Origin of the sequence: Phenylobacterium sp. (genome assembly GCF_020402505.1) — a bacterium.
In the GTDB taxonomy this organism is placed as follows: Bacteria; Pseudomonadota; Alphaproteobacteria; order Caulobacterales; family Caulobacteraceae; genus Phenylobacterium.
Genome location: NZ_JADBZL010000037.1, coordinates 25312 through 43526, shown reverse-complemented (window position 1 = coordinate 43526; position 18215 = coordinate 25312). Strand labels below are relative to the sequence as shown.

General features: G+C 69.4%; 16 protein-coding genes. 6 read left to right on the top strand and 10 right to left on the bottom strand.

Going from position 1 to position 18215, the window contains the following annotated elements; all coding sequences use genetic code 11:
* Positions 1-166: 166 nt before the first annotated feature.
* The 7 genes from IM632_RS03255 to IM632_RS03225 all read right to left on the bottom strand — a co-directional run bounded on the left by IM632_RS03255 (position 167) and on the right by IM632_RS03225 (position 8807).
* Positions 167-442 carry a hypothetical protein gene (locus tag IM632_RS03255; RefSeq protein ID WP_296497959.1) on the bottom strand — a complete coding sequence of 92 codons (276 nt, stop codon included), beginning with the start codon at positions 440-442 and terminating at the stop codon, positions 167-169.
* 54 nt (positions 443-496) lie between these two features.
* A complete protein-coding gene (locus IM632_RS03250; RefSeq protein ID WP_296534502.1) occupies positions 497-3157 on the bottom strand; it encodes an ATP-dependent DNA helicase in 2661 nt (886 codons plus the stop codon).
* Between the two features lie 177 nt (positions 3158-3334).
* A complete protein-coding gene (locus IM632_RS03245) occupies positions 3335-3664 on the bottom strand; it encodes an SMR family transporter (protein ID WP_293528928.1) in 330 nt (109 codons plus the stop codon).
* Positions 3661-4602, bottom strand: coding sequence for a prephenate/arogenate dehydrogenase family protein (locus IM632_RS03240; RefSeq protein ID WP_366817283.1), 942 nt, complete (start codon positions 4600-4602; stop codon positions 3661-3663). Before IM632_RS03240 ends, IM632_RS03245 begins: the two co-directional genes overlap by 4 nt.
* Complete coding sequence (gene hisC, locus IM632_RS03235; protein WP_296479517.1) at positions 4599-5699, bottom strand: histidinol-phosphate transaminase; 1101 nt, start codon at positions 5697-5699, stop codon at positions 4599-4601. The genes IM632_RS03240 and hisC overlap by 4 nt, the downstream gene beginning before the upstream one ends.
* Before the next feature lie 9 nt (positions 5700-5708).
* Positions 5709-6554, bottom strand: coding sequence for a chorismate mutase (locus tag IM632_RS03230; protein WP_296479515.1), 846 nt, complete (start codon positions 6552-6554; stop codon positions 5709-5711).
* Between the two features lie 24 nt (positions 6555-6578).
* Positions 6579-8807, bottom strand: a complete 2229-nt coding sequence (locus IM632_RS03225) for a penicillin acylase family protein (RefSeq protein WP_296552009.1) — start codon at positions 8805-8807, stop codon at positions 6579-6581.
* Between the two features lie 123 nt (positions 8808-8930).
* Here IM632_RS03225 and IM632_RS03220 point away from each other — a divergent pair, with 123 nt between their 5' ends.
* Positions 8931-10418: an NAD(P)/FAD-dependent oxidoreductase gene (locus IM632_RS03220; RefSeq protein WP_296531471.1), complete on the top strand. Its 1488-nt coding sequence runs from the start codon at positions 8931-8933 to the stop codon at positions 10416-10418.
* Between the two features lie 8 nt (positions 10419-10426).
* On the opposite strand, the gene IM632_RS03215 is transcribed toward IM632_RS03220, so the two are convergent.
* Positions 10427-11452 carry a DUF2125 domain-containing protein gene (locus tag IM632_RS03215; protein ID WP_296482830.1) on the bottom strand — a complete coding sequence of 342 codons (1026 nt, stop codon included), beginning with the start codon at positions 11450-11452 and terminating at the stop codon, positions 10427-10429.
* Between IM632_RS03215 and IM632_RS03210 the strand changes: the two genes are divergently transcribed.
* Positions 11451-12023, top strand: a complete 573-nt coding sequence (locus IM632_RS03210) for a gamma-glutamylcyclotransferase (protein ID WP_296549978.1) — start codon at positions 11451-11453, stop codon at positions 12021-12023. The genes IM632_RS03215 and IM632_RS03210 overlap by 2 nt on opposite strands.
* A gap of 67 nt (positions 12024-12090) precedes the next feature.
* Here IM632_RS03210 and IM632_RS03205 read toward each other — a convergent pair whose 3' ends face one another.
* Positions 12091-13308 carry a lytic murein transglycosylase gene (locus IM632_RS03205; protein WP_296497701.1) on the bottom strand — a complete coding sequence of 406 codons (1218 nt, stop codon included), beginning with the start codon at positions 13306-13308 and terminating at the stop codon, positions 12091-12093.
* 155 nt (positions 13309-13463) lie between these two features.
* Here IM632_RS03205 and ykgO point away from each other — a divergent pair, with 155 nt between their 5' ends.
* The 3 genes from ykgO (at position 13464) to IM632_RS03190 (ending at position 14349) form a co-directional block, all read left to right on the top strand.
* Complete coding sequence (ykgO, locus tag IM632_RS03200) at positions 13464-13589, top strand: type B 50S ribosomal protein L36 (protein ID WP_056023006.1); 126 nt, start codon at positions 13464-13466, stop codon at positions 13587-13589.
* A gap of 149 nt (positions 13590-13738) precedes the next feature.
* A complete protein-coding gene (locus IM632_RS03195; protein ID WP_296482821.1) occupies positions 13739-14005 on the top strand; it encodes a DUF2312 domain-containing protein in 267 nt (88 codons plus the stop codon).
* Positions 14002-14349, top strand: coding sequence for a hypothetical protein (locus IM632_RS03190; RefSeq protein ID WP_296482818.1), 348 nt, complete (start codon positions 14002-14004; stop codon positions 14347-14349). The genes IM632_RS03195 and IM632_RS03190 overlap by 4 nt, the downstream gene beginning before the upstream one ends.
* A gap of 8 nt (positions 14350-14357) precedes the next feature.
* Here the strand turns inward: IM632_RS03190 and IM632_RS03185 are convergent, their stop codons facing one another.
* Positions 14358-15821, bottom strand: a complete 1464-nt coding sequence (locus IM632_RS03185; RefSeq protein WP_296482815.1) for a sigma-54 dependent transcriptional regulator — start codon at positions 15819-15821, stop codon at positions 14358-14360.
* A gap of 204 nt (positions 15822-16025) precedes the next feature.
* Here IM632_RS03185 and IM632_RS03180 point away from each other — a divergent pair, with 204 nt between their 5' ends.
* Positions 16026-18152: a PQQ-dependent dehydrogenase, methanol/ethanol family gene (locus IM632_RS03180; RefSeq protein ID WP_296482811.1), complete on the top strand. Its 2127-nt coding sequence runs from the start codon at positions 16026-16028 to the stop codon at positions 18150-18152.
* The last annotated feature ends 63 nt before the right edge of the window (positions 18153-18215 follow it).

Below are 18215 nucleotides of genomic sequence, written 5' to 3'. Positions count from 1 at the left end.
TCGCCGTAGGTGCGCATCATCTTCTTGCCCGGCTCGGGCGGGGCGATGTCCCCCATCTCGTCCAGGAACTGGCGGTTGATCTCCTCCGGCACGACGCCGTCGAAGCGCAGGAAGCCGCGGGCGGCGAAGGTGGCCATGGCCTCGGCGTTCAGCAGGGGCAGTTCGTTCATGCGGGCGTCTCCACGATCTGCTCGAACAGGAACTCGTACTTGAGATAGGCGAGGTCGAATTCCTCGCCCCGGGCGTGGGGCAGAAGGGGCGAGGCCTGGATCAGCCGCCAGCCGTCGCGCAGGGCGTGCAGGCCGGTGGCGTAGGGCGGCGCATCCTCGTCTCCGGCCATCCGCCGGGTCTGCCCCGTCCCATCGAACAGGGACCAGCCGACCACGGCCGAATCCAGCGCCGAATTGGCCAGGTAGAGCACCAGCACCTTTTGACGCAGCATGTGGCCTCCCGAAGCGGCGACAGCATGGGCAGGCCCGCGACCTGAGTCCAGCGCTCAGCCGCCGGCCAGGAAGTCCCGGGTCGCCTCCAGCACCTCCACCAGGGTCAGGCGGCGGACCTCGATCCCCTCCGGCAGGGCGCCGAACAGGCGTGTGGGGGTGGCCGCGTCCAGCATGACGAAGACGCCCTTGTCATCCTGGCGGCGGATCAGCCGGCCGAAGGCCTGGGCGATGCGGCCCCGGGTGATGGCGTCGTCCCAGCCGTTCCCGAAGCGGGCCCGGCGCGCCTTGTGCAACAGGTCCGGCCGGGGCCAGGGCGCCCGGTCGAAGACCAGCAGGCGCAGGCTGCGGCCCGGCACGTCGACCCCGTCGCGGACGGCGTCCGTGCCCAGCAGGCAGGAGTCGACCTCCGCCCGGAAGATGTCCACCAGGGCGCCGACCTCCAGGGGGTCCACATGCTGGGCGTAGAGCGACAGGCCCCGGTCGCCCAGGGGCGCGGCGATCTGCTCGTGCACCGCCTTCAGCCTGCGGATGGCGGTGAACAGGCCGAGGCCCCCGCCGCCCGCCGCCAGGAAGAGCTCGCGCAGGGCGGCCCCTACCTGGCGGGCGTCGTTCTTGCTGACATCCGTGACCACGAAGGCCCGGGCGCAGGCGGCGTAGTCGAAAGGCGAGGCGAGGCGCAGGTGCGCCGGCGGCGAGGCCATGCGGCGCCCCCCCGATCGCAGCTCGGCCAGGGCGAAGGGGTCCTCCGCGGCGCTGTCCGTCAGGGTGGCCGAGGTGACGAGGATCCCGTGCGCCGGCTCCAGCACGGTGCGCACGAGGGGCTCGGTGGGGTCGACCCAATGACGGCGGAAGGCGGCGTCCGCCAGCCGGCCGCTGATCACCACTCCCTCGAACCAGTCGACGAAGTCAGGGTCCTCCCCTCCGGGTCCGGTCTCCCCGGCGTCGAGAGTCGACAACATGCCGCGCCAGGCGGGCAGGGTCATGCGCGCCCGCCGGTCCAGGCCCCGCAATACGCCCTCGATCCGCCCCCGCTCGGCCCCGGTCAGGGTCTCGGCGCCCTGGTCCAGCAGGTCCTCCAGCGTCCGCGTCAGGGCCAGCAGGGGGGCCTCGATGTCCGCCAGGGCGGCGGCGACGGCCCGGGCGGCGGCGACCGCCTCGGGCAGGGCCGGGCGGGCCGCGCAGGCGGGCGCCAGGTCGGTGGGCTCGGCGCGGGCCCGAAGCTGGACGGCCATGGCCGCCAGGAAGGTCTCGACAGGGCCCTGGGGCGCCTCGGGGTCCGCAGACGACAGCCGGCCGCTCCAGCCCTCGCCGGGCAGCCGGCCGGCGGCGTGCACCACGTCGTTCAGGGCCTGGCGGGCGGGTCCGTCGGCGCCCACGAGGTCGCCAAGCCGCGCCTCCAGCCCGCGGCCCCGGCGCCCCCGCCGCTCTGATCCCCGGATCCAGCGCCTGAGCTCGGCGGTCTCCTGGCCGGAAAGGGCGGTGGAGAAGGCGGCGTCTGCGGCGTCGAACACGTGATGGCCCTCGTCGAACACCACCCGGCGCAGCCGCGTGGTCTCGGAGTCCTCCGGCGCACCCCGGCCGGCCCGGGCGCCGTCGAAGGCCGCCTGGGCCATGACCAGGGCGTGGTTGGCGATGACGATGTCGGCCCGGCGCGAAGCGCGGATGGCCTTCTCGACGAAGCAGGTCCGGTAGTGGGCGCAGCCGGCGTGAATGCACTCCCCCCGCCGGTCGACGAGGTTCCCGGCGGCGGCCTGACCGGCGGCGGGTACGGCGAACAGGCCCGGCAGCCAGGCTGGAAAATCGCCGCCGGTCATGTCCCCGTCGCGGCTGGCCCGGATCCAGCGGGCGGTCAGGCCCAGGCCGATCAGGTCCGCCGCCCCCAGCTGGGCGGTGTTGACCAGATCCTGGAAGTTCAGGAGGCAGAGGTAGTTCTCCCGGCCCTTGCGCACGACGGCCCGGCGCGCCCGCTCCGCCGGGTCGGGAAAGAGGACGGCGCTCTCGCGCTCGATCTGCCGCTGAAGGGCGCGGGTGTAGGTGGAGATCCAGACCGAGGGGCCGTTCGCCTCGGCCCAGAGGGAGGCGGGCGCCAGGTAGCCCAGGGTCTTGCCGATCCCGGTCCCGGCCTCGGCCAGCAGCATGTTGGGCTCGTTCTCGCGGTCCCGGGGACGGAAAACGAAAGCGGCCTCCCGGGCGTACTCGGCCTGGGCGGTACGGGCTTCGTCGAGGCCGGCCCGCTCCAGGAGCTCCCCCAACCGACGGACGGCGGCTTCGGGCGGGACCGGGGCGCTTCCCGGGTCGCCGGCCGGTCCCGGATCCTCCCACTCCTCCAGCCGCGTCCAGACATCGAGGCCCGAGGTGCGGAAGGCGTTGGAGACAGGTCGGGAGCGCAGGGCGGCGACGACGACGTCACCCCAGGCCCAGCCGCCCCGGGCCAGGGTCTCGGCCACCGCCAGGGCTTCCTCGCGGGAGGGCGTCGGTGTCGCCGCGATTTCCGCCAGGAGCCGCTCCGCCGCCCGGGAGAGGGCGACGGCCATGTCCTCCGGACCCACCGGCTCCGGATCGCCCAAGGCCAGGGCCAGACCCGCCGCGGAGGGGGCGGTGAAGGCGCCGGGCCGGACGAAGGCGAAGAGCTCCAGCACGTCGCGAAGGCGGGCCGAGCGGGGTGGCGGCGCCAGGCCCAGCCGGCGGGCGGTGAGGGCGGCGTGCGCCACCATCAGGGTCTCCTGGGAGAACCTCTCCCGGGCCTCGGCGGGGACCAGCCGGCGCACGCCCGCCTCCCCGGCGAGGGCGGCCTTGGGGCCGGGCAGGACGACAAGGGCGGGAGGCGCGGTCACGGGCCAGACCTAACCCACCCGCGCCCCAAACGGGAAGCGCCGTCTCAAGGCGAAGGGTCAGGCCTCGGCGCGGGAGAACAGACGGATCACCAGGACGCCGGCGAGGATCAGGGTGATCCCGGCCACAGCGGGAAAGTCCAGTTTCTGGCGGAAGCCCACCCAGCCGATCGCCGTGATGGCCAGGATACCCACGCCGGACCAGATGGCGTATCCGATCCCCATCGGGATGGTCCTCTGCGCCTGGGCGAGACAGTAGAAGGACACCGCCACCAGGGCGATGGCGCCGGCTCCGGGAAGCGGGCGGGTGAAGCCCTCGGAAAGTTTCAACAGGCTGGTGCTGACGATTTCGGTGGCGATGGCCCCCGCCAGCCAGGCGTAGCCGCTCACGGCTTCGGCCCGCCGCCGGACGCCGCCCGGTCACGGCCGAAGTTCGGCTCGGCGCTCTCCTGCCCGGCGGCGACGATGCCGCGCCGGATATCTCGGGTTCGCGTGAACAGGTCGAACAGCTTGTCGCCTTCGCCCCAGCGGATCGCTCTGGACAAAGCCTGGAGATCCTCGGTGAACCGGCCGAGGACTTCCAGGACAGCGTCTCTGTTGGCCAGAAAGACGTCGCGCCACATGGTGGGGTCCGAGGCGGCGATCCGGGTGAAGTCACGGAACCCGCCAGCCGAGTACTTCATCACCTCGGCCCGGGTGACCTCCTCCATGTCGGCGGCCGTGCCGACGATGTTGTAGGCGATCAGGTGGGGAAGGTGGCTGGTGACGGCCAGCACCAGATCGTGGTGCGCAGCATCCATGATGTCCACCTGGGCGCCTAGGGCGATCCAGAAGTCCGAGAGGCGGTTGACGGCGTCTCGGTAGGCCGACCGGTCATCCGCCTCCGGCGTCAGTATGACCCACCTGCCGCGGAACAGCTCGGCGAAGCCGGCGGCGGGTCCAGACTGTTCGGTGCCCGCGATAGGATGTCCCGGGACCAGGTAAACTGAGGCCGGCAGGGCTGCGCGCAGGGATTCGGCCACCCCGACCTTGACCGAACCCACATCCGTAACCGTGGCGCCCGGCTTCAGCGCCGCCGCCACCGTGGCGGCCGCCGGGCCCATGGCCAGGACGGGCACAGCGAAGACAACCAGGTCGGCGTCCGCCACCGCTTCGGCGAGGTCCCCCGTGACGAGGTCGGCGTAGCCCAGGGCCTCGATCTCGGCCCGGTGCGCCTCGCTGGCGTCGCCCACGGCGACGGAGCCGACGGCCCCGGCCGCACGGGCGGCGCGGATCACCGAGGACCCGATCAGGCCACAGCCGATCACCGCCATCCGCGAATAGATCAAGGTCGGTTCCCCAGGAATTCGGCGAGGGCGTCCACCACCGCCCGATTATGCTCTTCCAGGCCGATTGTGATGCGCAGATGATCAGGCAGGCCGTAGCCGCCGACCATCCGTGGGATCAGGCCGCGGGCGCAAAGGAAGACGTCGGCGTCCGCCGCTGTCCGGCCGGGGGTCTTCGGGAAGCGGGCGAGGACGAAGTTCGCGCTCGACGCGGTGGTTTCCAGCCCCAGGCCGCCCAGTTGCTGGGCCAGCCAGGGCCGCCAGGTCCGCACCAGCTCCAGTGAGCGCGCCTGGAAGTCCTCATCCGCCAAGGCGGCGATGGCGGCGCGCTGGGCGGGGATGGAGACGTTGAAGGGCAGGCGAATCCGGTCGATGGCGTCGGCCATGTCCTGCGGCATGTAGGCCCAGCCCACCCTCAGGGCGGCCAGGCCGTGCAGCTTGGAGAAGGTCCGCGTCATAATGACGTTGGTGAAGTTCCGGACAAGGTCGACCCCGTCCTCGAAATCCGGGTCCTCGGCGAACTCGGCATAGGCGCCGTCAAGCACCAGGACCACATCGGCGGGCAGGGCCGCGTGCAGGCGGCGGATCTCAGAGCCCTTGACCAGTGTGCCTGTCGGGTTGGCGGGATTGGCCACCCAGACGATCCGGGTCCGCTCATCCACGCAGGCGAGCAGTTCATCCACGTCGATCCGCAGGTCGATCTCGCGGGCCATGCGCACCTCACCCCCCGCCGCGCGGGTGGCGATGGCGAAGGCGCCGAAGCCGTGCTCGCCCTGGACGGCGTTGTCGCCCGGCTGGAGGAAGACCTGGCCGATCAGCTGGAAGATTTCGTCCGACCCGCAGCCGAACAGCAGCCGCTCAGGCTCCAGGCCGTACTTCGCGCTGATCGCCTCGCGCAGGGCGTTGCAGCGCCCGTCCGGATAGAGATGCAACTCGTCGATGGCCGAGGCGAAGGCCATCTTCGCCTCCGGGCTGGAGCCGAGGATGTTCTCGTTCGCCGACAGCTTGAGGGGGTGCACCACGCCCTCCACCGCGGCCTTGCCGGGCTTGTAGGGCGAGATGTCGAGGATGCCGGGTTTGGGCTGGGGACGATCGGTCATGGCTTGCCCTCAAAGGTCCAGCGGCGCCGAGGCCGCGCCGATCACGCCGGTCAGCCGCCCGGGCGCCCGGGCGAGGCGCTCGTCGTCGGTCTGGTAGTAGCCGACCAACTCGAAGAGGCGCAGGCCGCCAGCATCGGCCAGGAGTTCGGCAGCCACGCCGTCCTTGCTCAGGGCCTCGACCAGCCGCCCAGGCGGGCCGGGGGCGTCGGTGACCCAGTAGGTGCGGTCCCCGCCGGTCGGACCGATTTCCACCTCCGCCGCCGCCAGGGCGGTGGGGCGGCCCCAGGCGTTCAGACAGGGCAGGGCGGCGAAGACGCGCAGGGCCGGCTCGGCCAGCAGCCGCCCCCACCAGGGGGTTCGGGTGTCCAGGGCCAGGACCGCAACCCCGCCGGGCGTCCGGGCGGCGGCGATGGCGTCCTCGGGACGGCTCACGGCGGTGAAGGACGGGGCGGCCCCGAACCGCATCCGGGCCGCCTCGCGGACCCCGTCGGGCGTCTGTCCGCCGTAGACGCTGACGTGATAGGGCCCCTGACGCGACAGGCTGTCGCTCATCAGCTCCCGCCAGATCCGGACGATCAGGCCTGCGGGCGCGGCCCTGCGGGAGCGGCCCAGGAGATTACGCAGGACCTCGGCCTCGCGCTGCGGCCGCAGGGCGAATCGACCGGACTCGCCCGCCGCCGCCTTGGCCGCCGCCACCTCGCCCGACAGGGTGGCCCGCTCGTCGATCAGCTCCAGTAGGCGCCGGTCGACCTCGTCCAGGCGCGCGCGCACGGCCTCGAGGGGGCGTGCGGTCGGCGAGGGTTCGGAGGCGTCCATGTCGGTCCCGGCGTTCTGGAGGCTTGGGCGATAGGTCATTGCGCCGGGCGGCGCAATACCGCGCTACTGCCCGGGCCGGTAGGTGCGGGCCACGCGGCCCTTGATCTCGTCAGGCCAGAAGTAAACCGGCCGAAGGTCGCCGCTCAGATAGCGGGGAGCCTGGTCGGTGAAGTGCTTCGACAGGGGCGAGCTGGAGGCGCCGCCCGCCGTCACCGCCCGGGCCCGGACCCGGGGCCCGAATTCAACAACCGCAACGAAGCTGTTGCCGCTGCTTCCATAGAGCCTCTTCTGGCCCTCAGGGCGGCGGGCGCCGAAGGAGGCCAGCGCGCCCCAGCGCGCCGAGGGGAAGGGGGCGGCGAGGCTCGGCGCGGCGTCGCTGAAGTCCTGACGAATATCGCCGCTGCGGCGCTGGAAGCGATTCACCTCGCCCCAGGGGACCTTGCGGGTCCCGAAGTCGGCCTGAAGCCGGTCGGAGGCCTGGGCGAGGACCTCCAGCTTGCGCCGGGGCGCGATCCGGCTGGCCATCACCTCCCAGACGCTCAAGCCCTCCTTCCGGGCGATCTCCTCGGCCTCGGGCCAGAGCAGGTCGCCCCAGAAGACCGCCAGGGTCAGGGCCTCGGACGTGGCCGACCAAAGCCGGTTCCAGCCCCGCAGCAGGCGGATGTCCTCGGCCAGCTTAAGGCGCAGCGGATCGGCGCCGGGGGTCGCATCCCAGGCGGCCTCGAGGCCGGGCAGGAGGGCCTCGAAAGCCGGCAGGCGGGTGTTGAACGCCCCCTGGGCCAGGGTGTCGAGGGTGAAGGTCTGCCCTCCCTCGAGCAGCTGGACGGCGTTGGCCCCCCGGGGGTTCGGACCCACCGTGTCCATATAGCGGGGGAAGCGCTCCCGTCGGGGGCTCTCCGGGCCCGCCGCGGTCCAGGGCCAGTCATTGGTGTTATAGACCCAGCCGCCCTTGGGGGACTTCACGCTGGGCAGTTCGGACAGGGCGTGCAGTCCCTGCCAGTCTGTCGCCGGATCTGATCCGTCGACCGTCCGGGTGTAGTCGAACCGGTCGTTCCGCCGCGGCACGAACTGGGGATGCAGGTAGGCGATCACCCCGTCTGCGTCGGCGTAGAGAGTGTTGTTCGAGGCATTGCCGACCAGGGCCGCCGCCTTCATGAACTCATCGAAATTGCGGGCCCGGGTGCGCAGGAAGGACTGGCTGAGGGCCTCCACCGGCCGGTTCATCATGGCGAAGGCGACCCAGTGGTCCCCCTCCTTGCGGACGACAGGACCATGATGCGTGTAGTGCACCCGGAAGGTGCTGCGGACCAGGGCGCCACTTAGCGTACGCCAGTCAATGGCGATCGTCCGGGTCAACATCGGTCGCTCGCCGGCGCCATATCGATAGGTCAGCTTCCCGCCGCGGTTTTTCACCTGGACCGAGAACTCATCGACCGAATCCACGCCGCTGGAGGTGTGCATCCAGCCCACCCGGGAGTTGAAGCCCTGGTAGATGAAGAACTGGCCCCAGGTCGCCGCCCCGTAGACGTTGAGGCCGGCGTCGGAGGTCACCTGCTGTTCGGAGCGGAAGTAGAAGCTGGTGTGGGGGTTGATCAGCAGCAGGGGGCGTCCGCCCCAGGCGCGCGAGGGGCCGATGGCGATCCCGTTGGACCCGCGCGGCTCCTCTGGCCCAACCGGGGCCGCGCTGGCCAGGACCCGGGGTCGGTCCGAGTACATCTCCGCAAGGCCATCCAAAGCGATGCGCTCGATGTCGCCGCCGATGCTGCCCTCGGAGAAGCTCAGGGCCATCCAGGGCTCGAAGCGCGTCAACACCTTCGGGCGCACCTGGGGGTTCATGGCCAGGTAATAGTTCAGCCCGTCCGCCCAGGCGTCCATCAGCTTGCGCAGCCAGGGCGGGCTCTTGGCGTAATGGGCCTTGAGGATGTCCGGATCGACATAGAGCCGAGCCCGGAGGTCCTGCATCAGGGCCGCCTCGCCCTCGGCCTCGGACAGCCGGCCCAGCGACGTCAGGTAGTTGGCCTCAATGCGCGGGAAGTCATCCTCCGCCTGGGCGTAGATCATGCCGAAGACGGCGTCGGCGTCGGTCTTGCCCCGGATGTGGGCTATGCCCCAATCGTCCCTGACAATGGTGACCCGGCGGGCGGTCTCGCGCCAGCGGAGCATCTCCTTGGAGGGGATCGCAGAGGCAGTCGTCCTCACCCCGGAGGGCGCCGTGGCGGCGGTCGCGGCGGCGGTCGCCATGGCGGGCAAGGCAAGGAGCAGGACCAGGCTCAGGAGCAGGCGGCGGAACATCTCGGACACCTCGAAGGACCGGTGCGAGGCTAGGTCCCTCGCCGCCGGGCGGCAAGACGCTTGCGCCCGTCACGCCCCACCGTCATGACAGAAGCACCGAGATGCGATGAGCCGGGGGACGAGATGGCGGAGATCAGTTCAGCGACCCATGCCGACGTGGTCATCATCGGGGCGGGCCTGTCCGGGATCGGCGCCGCCCGGCACCTCAAGACGGCCTGTCCCGACCGCAGCTTCCTGCTGCTTGAGGGCCGGCAGTCGATCGGCGGCACCTGGGACCTCTTTCGGTATCCGGGCATCCGCTCGGACTCGGACATGTACACCCTGGGTTATTCCTTCCGGCCCTGGACTGAGGCCAAGGCCATCGCCGACGGTCCCTCCATCCTGCGCTATATCCGCGACACCGCGCGTGATGAGGGCATCGAGGACCGGATCCGCTACGGGCATAAGGTAACCGCCGCCGCCTGGTCCAGCGAGAGCGCCCTCTGGACTCTCACGGCCGAGACGACTGACGGCCCCGCTGCCTTCACCTGCAACTTCCTCTTCCTGTGCGGCGGCTACTACTCCTACCAGGGCGGCTACACCCCGGACTTCGCCGGCATGGACCGGTTTGCCGGCCGCATCATTCATCCTCAGGCCTGGCCCGACGACCTGGACTATTCCGGCAAGCGGGTGGTGGTGATCGGCTCGGGCGCGACCGCGGTGACTCTGGTCCCCGAGATGGCGCGAACCGCCGGTCATGTGACCATGCTCCAGCGTTCGCCCACCTACATCGTGGCCCGGCCTGGCGAGGACGCCCTGGCTCTGAAGCTCCGGCAGTTCCTTCCCGAGACCCTGGCCTACCAGCTCATCCGCTGGCGCAACGTGCTGATGGGGATGGTCTTCTACCGCTTCGCCCGCCGGAAACCGGAGCAGGTGAAGAAGGCCATCGTCGATCAGGTGCGCGTGACCCTGGGCCCGGACTTCGACGTCGAGACCCACTTCTCCCCGCGCTACAACCCCTGGGACCAGCGCCTTTGCCTGGCCCCTGACGGCGACTTCTTCCAGGCCCTGAAGACCGGTTCGGCCTCGGTGGTGACCGACGAGATCGAGACCTTCACCGAGACCGGCCTGAAGCTGAAGTCCGGCGTCGAGCTGGCCGCCGACATCGTCGTCACCGCGACGGGTCTGAGGTTACAGGCCATGAACGGCATCGCCCTGACCGTGGACGGCGCCCCGGTCCGGCCAGCGGATACGCTAAGCTACAAGGGCATGATGTACTCGAACGTACCCAACCTCGCCTCGGCCTTCGGCTACACTAACGCCTCCTGGACGCTGAAGTGCGACCTCACCTGCGAGTATGTCTGTCGGCTGCTCAACCATATGCGCCGCAAGGGTCTGCGCCAGTGCACCCCGGCGCTCGAGGCGCTACCCCCCGAGACCGCGCCCTGGCTGGATTTCACCTCGGGGTATGTCCAGAGGTCGATCGGCGACTTCCCAAAGCAGGGCGTGACCGCGCCCTGGAAGCTGCATCAGAACTACGCCCTGGACCTGGCTTCGCTGAGGTTCTCCGGTCTGGAAGACGGCGTCATGCACTTCTCCAACCCGATCGCAAAGGTGCAAGAGGCCGCCTGATCCCCGCCCTAACGGGCGATCCGCACGTCGCCACCGGACAGGTCGAGGTCGAGGCGGATATCGTCTCCGCGATCCTTTGCGAGAAGGAGGGCGGCCGCGATGCCGCCTGCGGCCTCGGTCGGCGAAAGGACGCCATGCCGGGCGAGGGTGGCCAGCAGGGTGGGAGACCTTGCCGCCGTGATTGTCACCCGGCCCTCCAGGCGTCCATCGGCTGCAGCCCGCAGGCCCGTAGTCCCCAGGGAGACCCGGGTTTGTCCAGCAGTCATTCCCGCCTCGTTCAGGTCAAGCTGTCCCCCCGCCGCACCCCAGGCGGCCAGGGCCCGGGCCGGGGTCCCGCCCCGCAGGGCGGAGGTGTGGTCAATGCGGGCGTCCACCGCCGCCGACACGCCGCCGCCGCTCCCGAGGTCGGCGAACAGCCGGCCGGGAGTGGGCGCCCCCTCCTCCAGTCGCAGGAAGACCGCCGCACGATCGCCCGGGCCGGGTCGCAGGTGAAACTCCAGCCGCCCCGCCGAGACCAGGGCGAAGGGCCGGGCGCCGGGCGTCGGGGAGAAGGACAGGTCCAGCCCCTCAGCGGAGAGACGCATCGGGCCGGCCTCGGGCAGGACCAGGCTGGACAGCAGGCGTCGACCGCGCACCTCAAGGCCACCGCCCTCCGGCCGGAAGACTGTCAGCCCCTCTGGCGCAGCCGCCAGCCAGGAGCGAGGGGCGTGGAGGAAGGCCTGGGCCTCGAACTGTGGGACCCTGACCGCCCAACTCCCGGCGTCCACCCGCAGGTCGGTCATGTCCAGGTTGAGACGGAAGGGATAGCCGGACAACCGTTTTCCCGACCATTCGACCGCGATGCCGCCCGAGGCGAGGGTGCGGACGCCGACGTCGAGGCGACGCTCCACCTCTCGTGCGGCGAGAAACCAGCCTGCGCTCCAGGCGGCCGCCAGAATCCCGGTGATCCCCAAGGGTATCCAGAGGCCGAGTCGTCGGGGTTTGCGCGCGCCGGGCGCCTGGGGCATGGAGTCGGAATTGGCAGGAGAGGGCATGCGGTCGGCGATGTCGGCGGATCGGTGGGTGTTCGGTTACGGGTCTCTGATGTGGCGACCAGGCTTTGATTGGGCCGAGCGCCGTCCCGCTATACTACAGGGTCGGCGTCGCGCCTTCTGCATCTATTCCGTCCACCACCGGGGGACGCCGGAGCGACCAGGTCTGGTGCTCGGCCTGACCCCCGGCGGCTCCGTGCGCGGGGTCGCCTACCGGGTGACCGCCGACCTCTGGCCCGAGGTCCGTGCCTACCTGCGCGAGCGCGAACAGCCGACCGAGACCTATGTGGAGGCCGAAGTGACTGTCAGGCTGGACGCCGGGGAGCGCGCGCCGTGCCTGACCTTCCTCTCCGATCGGCGCCACCCACAGTGGGCCGGTAGCCTTTCGCTCGAAGCCCAAGCGCGTCTCATCGCCGGGGCAAGCGGCCTGTCCGGGCGCAACATCGACTATCTTCGAGACCTTGTGGCCCATCTGCGCGATGCGGGCGTCCGGGACCGCAGCATGGAGCGGCTCCTCGTTCGGGCCACCGAGCTGGGGCGGGAACAGGGGACGGAGCCCAGGTCTTGCGTGTGAAGGCTCTTCGACGGGACATGCCCCCAAAGGTTCCGACTTCCTTCCACCAGGCGCGAACGCTGAACCCCTAGGCTTTGGGGTCCCGTAGCAGGGCGATCATGTCTGGCGAGAGGTACCCGTCCGCCACCAGGCCGCGAGACTTCTGCCAGGCCCGCAGGGCAGCGCGGGTCTTCAGCCCGATGACGCCATCCGGCTCGCCGACGTCATAGCCCGCCGCCTGCAGCGCCGCCTGGGCGGAGATCCGATCGGCGAGAGAGAGGGGGACCTCCTCAGGCCAGGGCCGGACGAGGCCAGGCCGGCCGGCGATGCTGTCAGCAAGCAGGCCGCCGGCGAGGGCATAGGTGACGGCGTTGTTGTAGCGCCGGATCACGAAGTGGTTGGCCATCAACAGGAAGAGGGGACCCTTGGCCCCCGTCGGGGACAGCAGCGTCGCCTCAGGTGCATCCAGGCCCAGCGGGCCGCCGTCGGCCCGCATGAGCCCAAGGTCGCTCCAGACGGCGGGAGAGGCGCTCAAGGTCTCGCTCACCGAGTAGTCGAAGTTGTCCGGGGCGGCCACCTCCAGGGCCCATCCCTGCCCCCGGGCCCAGCCAGACGTCGCCAGAAGGTTGGCGGCGGAAGCGAGGGCGTCGAGCGGGGAGCCCCAGACATCGCGGCGGCCATCGCCGTCGGCGTCCAACGCCAGGGAGAGGAAGTTGGACGGGATGAACTGGGTCTGCCCCATGGCGCCGGCCCAGGATCCGACCAGTCGCGCCCGCGGCCATTCCCCAGACGCGATGATACGCAGGGTCGCCAGGAGCTGGTCCTCGGCGAAGACGCGGCGGCGGCCATCCGCTGCAAGAGTAGCCATCGAGCGGATGACGTCATGGTCTCCCAGGAAGGCGCCGTAGCCGGATTCCATGCCCCAGATCGCAACGAGCATCTCCCGGGGTACGCCTGAGGCGGCCTCGACGCCCGCAAGCGAGGCGTCGAGTTCCGCCATCCGGCGTCGACCGATTGCTGCGCGATCCTCGCCTGCGGCTTGCTTTACGTAGTGACTGAACGGGCGGGAGAACTCCGGCTGGTTCCGGTCGGATCCCCGGACCCGGGGGTCCGGCTGCAGGCCCGCCAGCTCTCGCTCCAGGACGTCTGCGGGCAAGCCGGAGGCGAGGGCGGTGATCCTGAACGCGGATAGCCACTCCGCGAAAGCCGCCTCCTGGGCGGTCAAAGGATCGCTCTTCGGACCGGCGCCCACGGCGGGTGTGGCGAGCGCAGCCGCTGCAGTGACCAGGAAGGTGCGACGCTTCATGCGGAAAGAGTTAAGGTGCGCCGGGGTCAGGGGCAACGTCGCCGGCGCGAGCCTGGCCTCCGGACAGCTGATTGACTTGCCGCCGGGGGTTCCGTATACGCGCCGCTCACTCGGTCGCCAGGGCTAATGTCCCGTACCCAGAGAAGACGAAGGTCATGAAGGTCAGAAGCTCGCTGAAGTCGCTCAAGACCCGCCACCGCGACTGCAAGCTGGTGCGCCGCAAGGGTGTGGTTTACGTGATCAACAAGACCGACCCTCGCTTTAAGGCCAAGCAGGGCTGAGGCGGTTTGCGCCCGGCGCGGTCGGGCGGTTTTCCACAGATGATCCTGTATTCGGGCTCCACAGCCCGAAGCGTGCGCGCGACACGACCAGCGGCCCTCGCTAGGGTCTGCGCCGCAACCCCGACACAATTCTGCAGGAGGCTGACCTCATGGCCGGCGAAGACGCCCATTCCGATGTTCTGAACCAGGACGCCCAGGGGCGGCTGCGCACCATTGTCGAGCGGATCGAGCGCCTCGAGCAGGAAAAGACGGAGGTCATGGAGCAGATCAAGGAGGTCTTCGCCGAGGCCAAGGGTGCGGGCTTCGACGTGAAGATTCTCCGCAAGGTGGTCCGGCTGCGTAAACAGGACCGCGCCAAGCGGCAGGAGGAGGAAGCCATCCTCGACCTCTATCTCTCGGCGATCGGCGAGATTTGAGGCGCGGTCCCGCCGACCCCAGAGAGGCCGCGCGCAGGGCCGCTCTCAACGCGCTGCGGCGGACCCGTCGAAAAGCGGAGCGCGCGGGCGTCGACCTTTCAGACTGGGAGGGCGAGTTCCTTGGGTCGGTGGAGACCCGGATACAGACCTACGGCCGCGCCTTCGGTGACCCCGAGAAAGGCGCCCCCGGCCAGGCCCTGTCCGCCCTTCAGCACCGCAAGCTCAAGGAAATCGCCGCCAAGGCCTCAGGCGAGGCGCCCATCCCGGGCCGCCGCTTCGGCCATCGTCGTCCCGGCCGGAGCCGTAGGCCCGAGGACTCTGAGGGAGGGGACGGGCAGGCCTGAGCCGAAGTTCAGTCGCCGCCGAGGCCAGCGAATTCTCCCAGGCCGTTCTCGCGGACCTTTCGATAGAGCGTGGAGCGACCGATCCCGAGGCGCCGGGCGATCTCGCTCATATGACCCTCGTAGCGCTCGATCGCCAGCCTGATCAGGTCCCCCTCGATGGCGTCGAGGGCCCGGACATGTCCTTCATCATCCAGGATACGGACCGGCAAATCCGCCTGCGGGAGATTGAGGGGGCCCGGGGCCGGCCGTAGATCGACCTCGGGACAGGATGCCGCCGGGTTCGGTCCCGTCGGCGGCGACAGACCGGAGATCGCCGGAAAATCGTACGGCTGAAGCAGGGGACCGTCCGCAAGGATGATGGCGCGGTAAACGGCGTTTTCGAGCTGCCGGATGTTCCCCGGCCAGTCGTACTGGACCAGGAGGTCAATCGTCTCCTGTGTCACTCCGGACACCGGGCGTCCTTCTTCAATACTGAAACGCTGGATGAAGGCGTGAACAAGGGCCGGAATATCCTCCCGCCGGTCCCGCAGGGGCGGGGCCTCGATGGGGAAGACATTGAGGCGATAGAAGAGGTCCTCCCGGAAAAAGCCGTCGGAGACAGCCTGGGCGAGGTTCCGGTTCGTCGCTGAAATGATGCGCACATCGACCTTGATAGGGCGTCGCGCGCCCACCGGATCCACCTCGCCCTCCTGGAGCACCCGAAGCAGCTTCACCTGCATGTCCATCGGCAGTTCGCCGATCTCGTCGAGCAGCAAGGTGCCGCCGTTGGCCTCCTGGAACTTGCCGGCGTGACGCTCGGTAGCGCCCGTGAAACTCCCCTTCTCGTGGCCGAACAAGATGGACTCCACCAGGGGCGCCGGAATAGCGCCGCAGTTGATCGCGACAAAGGGTCGGCCGGCGCGGTCCGAGGAGCCGTGAACGGCGCGAGCGATCACTTCTTTGCCGACTCCGCTCTCCCCGGAAATCAGGATGGGGATTGAGGATCGGGCGGCCCGCTCTCCCATGCGCCGGACGAGTTGCATCGCAGGCGAACTCCCGACGAGATCGTCAAAGGTCGCGCGACCCTCTGCGCGTTTGCGTAGCTGGGCGACCTCGGACCTCAGGGCGCCGATGGACAGGGCGTTGTTGATGGAGATGGCGATCCGCTCGGGCGAGGCGGGCTTGACGAAAAAGTCGCAGGCGCCCGCCTGCATGGCCGAGACAACGGTGTCGATGCCGCCAGAGGCGGTCAGGACGATGACCGGGTGCTGGTGTCCGCGCGCCCTCAGATCGACAAGGGTCTCGATACCCGACCGGCCAGGCAAGACCAGGTCGAGGAGGATAACGTCGCAGGCTCCACCCTTGGCCAGATGATCCAGCAGGGCGTCCCCGCTCAGAAGCAGGGTCACTGCAAAGCCTTCCCGCTCGAGGACCGCCGTGATCGGGCGCCTTTGGGTCGGATCATTGTCCACCACAAGGATGGTCTTGCTCATGGACCGGCTTCCCCCGCGGGTCTTCTGCTGGCGGTCGGACCCGCCAAGCTCGAGAGCCTCGCAGGTTCAGGTAAAGGCCAAGTTTCCGGCCCAAGAGCACGAGGCCGCCGTCCAAGGCAAGTGACGTAACGTCACGGCTTGCCGTTCTGTTCCTGCTGGGCATACTCCGCAGAGGCCCAGATGGGGCATCCGGGGGAGGAAACGATGACGCTTCAGCGCCTTGTGGGAATACTCGCCGTGACCGCACTGCTGGCGGCCTGCAGCCAGGCTGGGGGCAAGGCGGGACGCGTCGATGGCGAGCGGCTTTCAGCGGCCAGCGCCAACGGCGAATGGCTGGCTGTTGGCCGGACCTATGACGAGCAGCGCTACAGCCCCCTCGACAAGATCAACATCTCGAACGTGAAGGACCTCGGCCTTGCCTGGTACCACGAGTTCGACACCGACCGCGGCCAGGAAGCCACTCCGGTCATGGTCGACGGCGTGCTCTACACAACGACCGCATGGTCAAAGGTCTATGCCTTCGACGCCCGCACCGGGGCCGTGAAGTGGTCTTATGATCCCAAGGTTGACGGATCCAAGGGCATGGACGCCTGCTGCGACGTCGTTAACCGCGGCGTCGCCGTCTGGAAGGGCAAGGTCTACTTCGGGGCCCTCGACGGGAGACTCATCGCCCTGGATGCGGAGACCGGGAAGCCCGCCTGGACTGTCCAGACCACAGACACTTCCCGCCCCTACACCATCACGGGCGCCCCGCGCATCGTGAAGGACAAGGTGCTGATCGGGAATGGCGGAGCCGAGTACGGCGTTCGCGGCTATGTCTCGGCCTATGACGCCGACACCGGCAAGATGGTCTGGCGCTTCTACACGGCCCCCAATCCGGAGGGTAAGCCCGATGGTGCGGCCTCCGACAAGATCATGGCGGAGAAGGCCGCGGGAACCTGGTTCGGAGAGACCTGGAAGAAGACCGGCGGGGGAGGGACCATCTGGGATTCCATGGCCTACGATCCGGCCCTGGACATTGTTTATCTGGGCGTCGGCAACGGAACGCCCTGGAACCACCAGGAGCGTTCCGACGGCAAGGGCGACAACCTCTTCGTCTCGTCCATCCTGGCCCTGAGGCCCGACACCGGCGAGTATGTCTGGCATTATCAGACGACCCCGGGCGAGAGCTGGGACTACACCGCCACCCAGCACATGATCCTGGCCGACCTGACGGTGGGCGGGCAACCGCGCAAGGTCCTGATGCAGGCGCCGAAGAACGGCTTCTTCTATGTCATCGACCGCGCGACCGGTCAGCTGATCTCGGCCACGCCTTATGCGCCCGTCACCTGGGCCAAGGGGGTGGACCTGAAGACCGGACGGCCAATCGAGGTGGAAGGCGCGCGTTACGAGAACGCGCCCGCCATGGCGCTGCCGGGCCCGCTGGGCGCCCACAACTGGCATCCCATGGCGTTCAATCCGAAGGAAGGTCTTGTCTATATTCCGGCCCATACGGCGCCCTTCGCCTACACCCGCGTGAAGGACTTCAAGTATCGGCCCGGCGCCTGGAACCTTGGCACCGACTTTCTCGCCAACGCTCTTCCTGACGACGCTGCGCAGCTGAAGGCGATCAAGGCCCTGTACAAGGGCCAGCTGATCGCCTGGGATCCCGTCGCCGGAAAGGCGCGCTGGACGATTGAGCATCCCTTCTTCTGGAATGGCGGCCTCCTGTCCACGGCGGGAGGCCTGGTCTTCCAGGGAGCCGGCGAGGGCGATTTCGTCGCCTACGAGGCCGCCTCCGGAAAGAAACTCTGGAGTTACAACACCTTCAACGGGATCGTCGCGGCGCCATCCACATATGAGATCGACGGCGAGCAGTATGTCGCCCTGATGGTGGGCTACGGCGGCGCAGCGGCGACATCGGCCTCGATCATGCTGAAGGACCGCCCGCGCCTGCCGGGCAGGCTCATGGTCTTCAAGCTGGGCGGCAAGGCGACCGCCAAGCCCTACGTCATACCGGAGATCCCGCCCCTGGACCTCACCCAGGTCGTCGCCGGCAAGGGCGATGTGAAGAACGGTTTTGCGCTCTACCACGAGAACTGCCAGGTCTGTCATGGACCCAGCGTTTCGGGGACCTACCTGCCCGATCTCAAGAAGTCCCAGATGCTGCTCACCGCCGACAGCTTCAAGTCGGTCATGCTGGACGGGGCCCTGGCCAGCCGCGGCATGGCGAGCTTCTCGCGGTTCCTGAACGCCAAGGAGGTGGAGGACCTGCGCGCCTACATCCTCACCGAGTCGAAAAAGTCCCAGACCCGCACTGCGGCCGGGACGGCGGCGACGCCGAAGGGCTGAGCCCCGCTCGGGAACGGAATGGGGCGGCCGCTGGTCCGGCGGCCGCCCTTTTTCTTTCCAGAG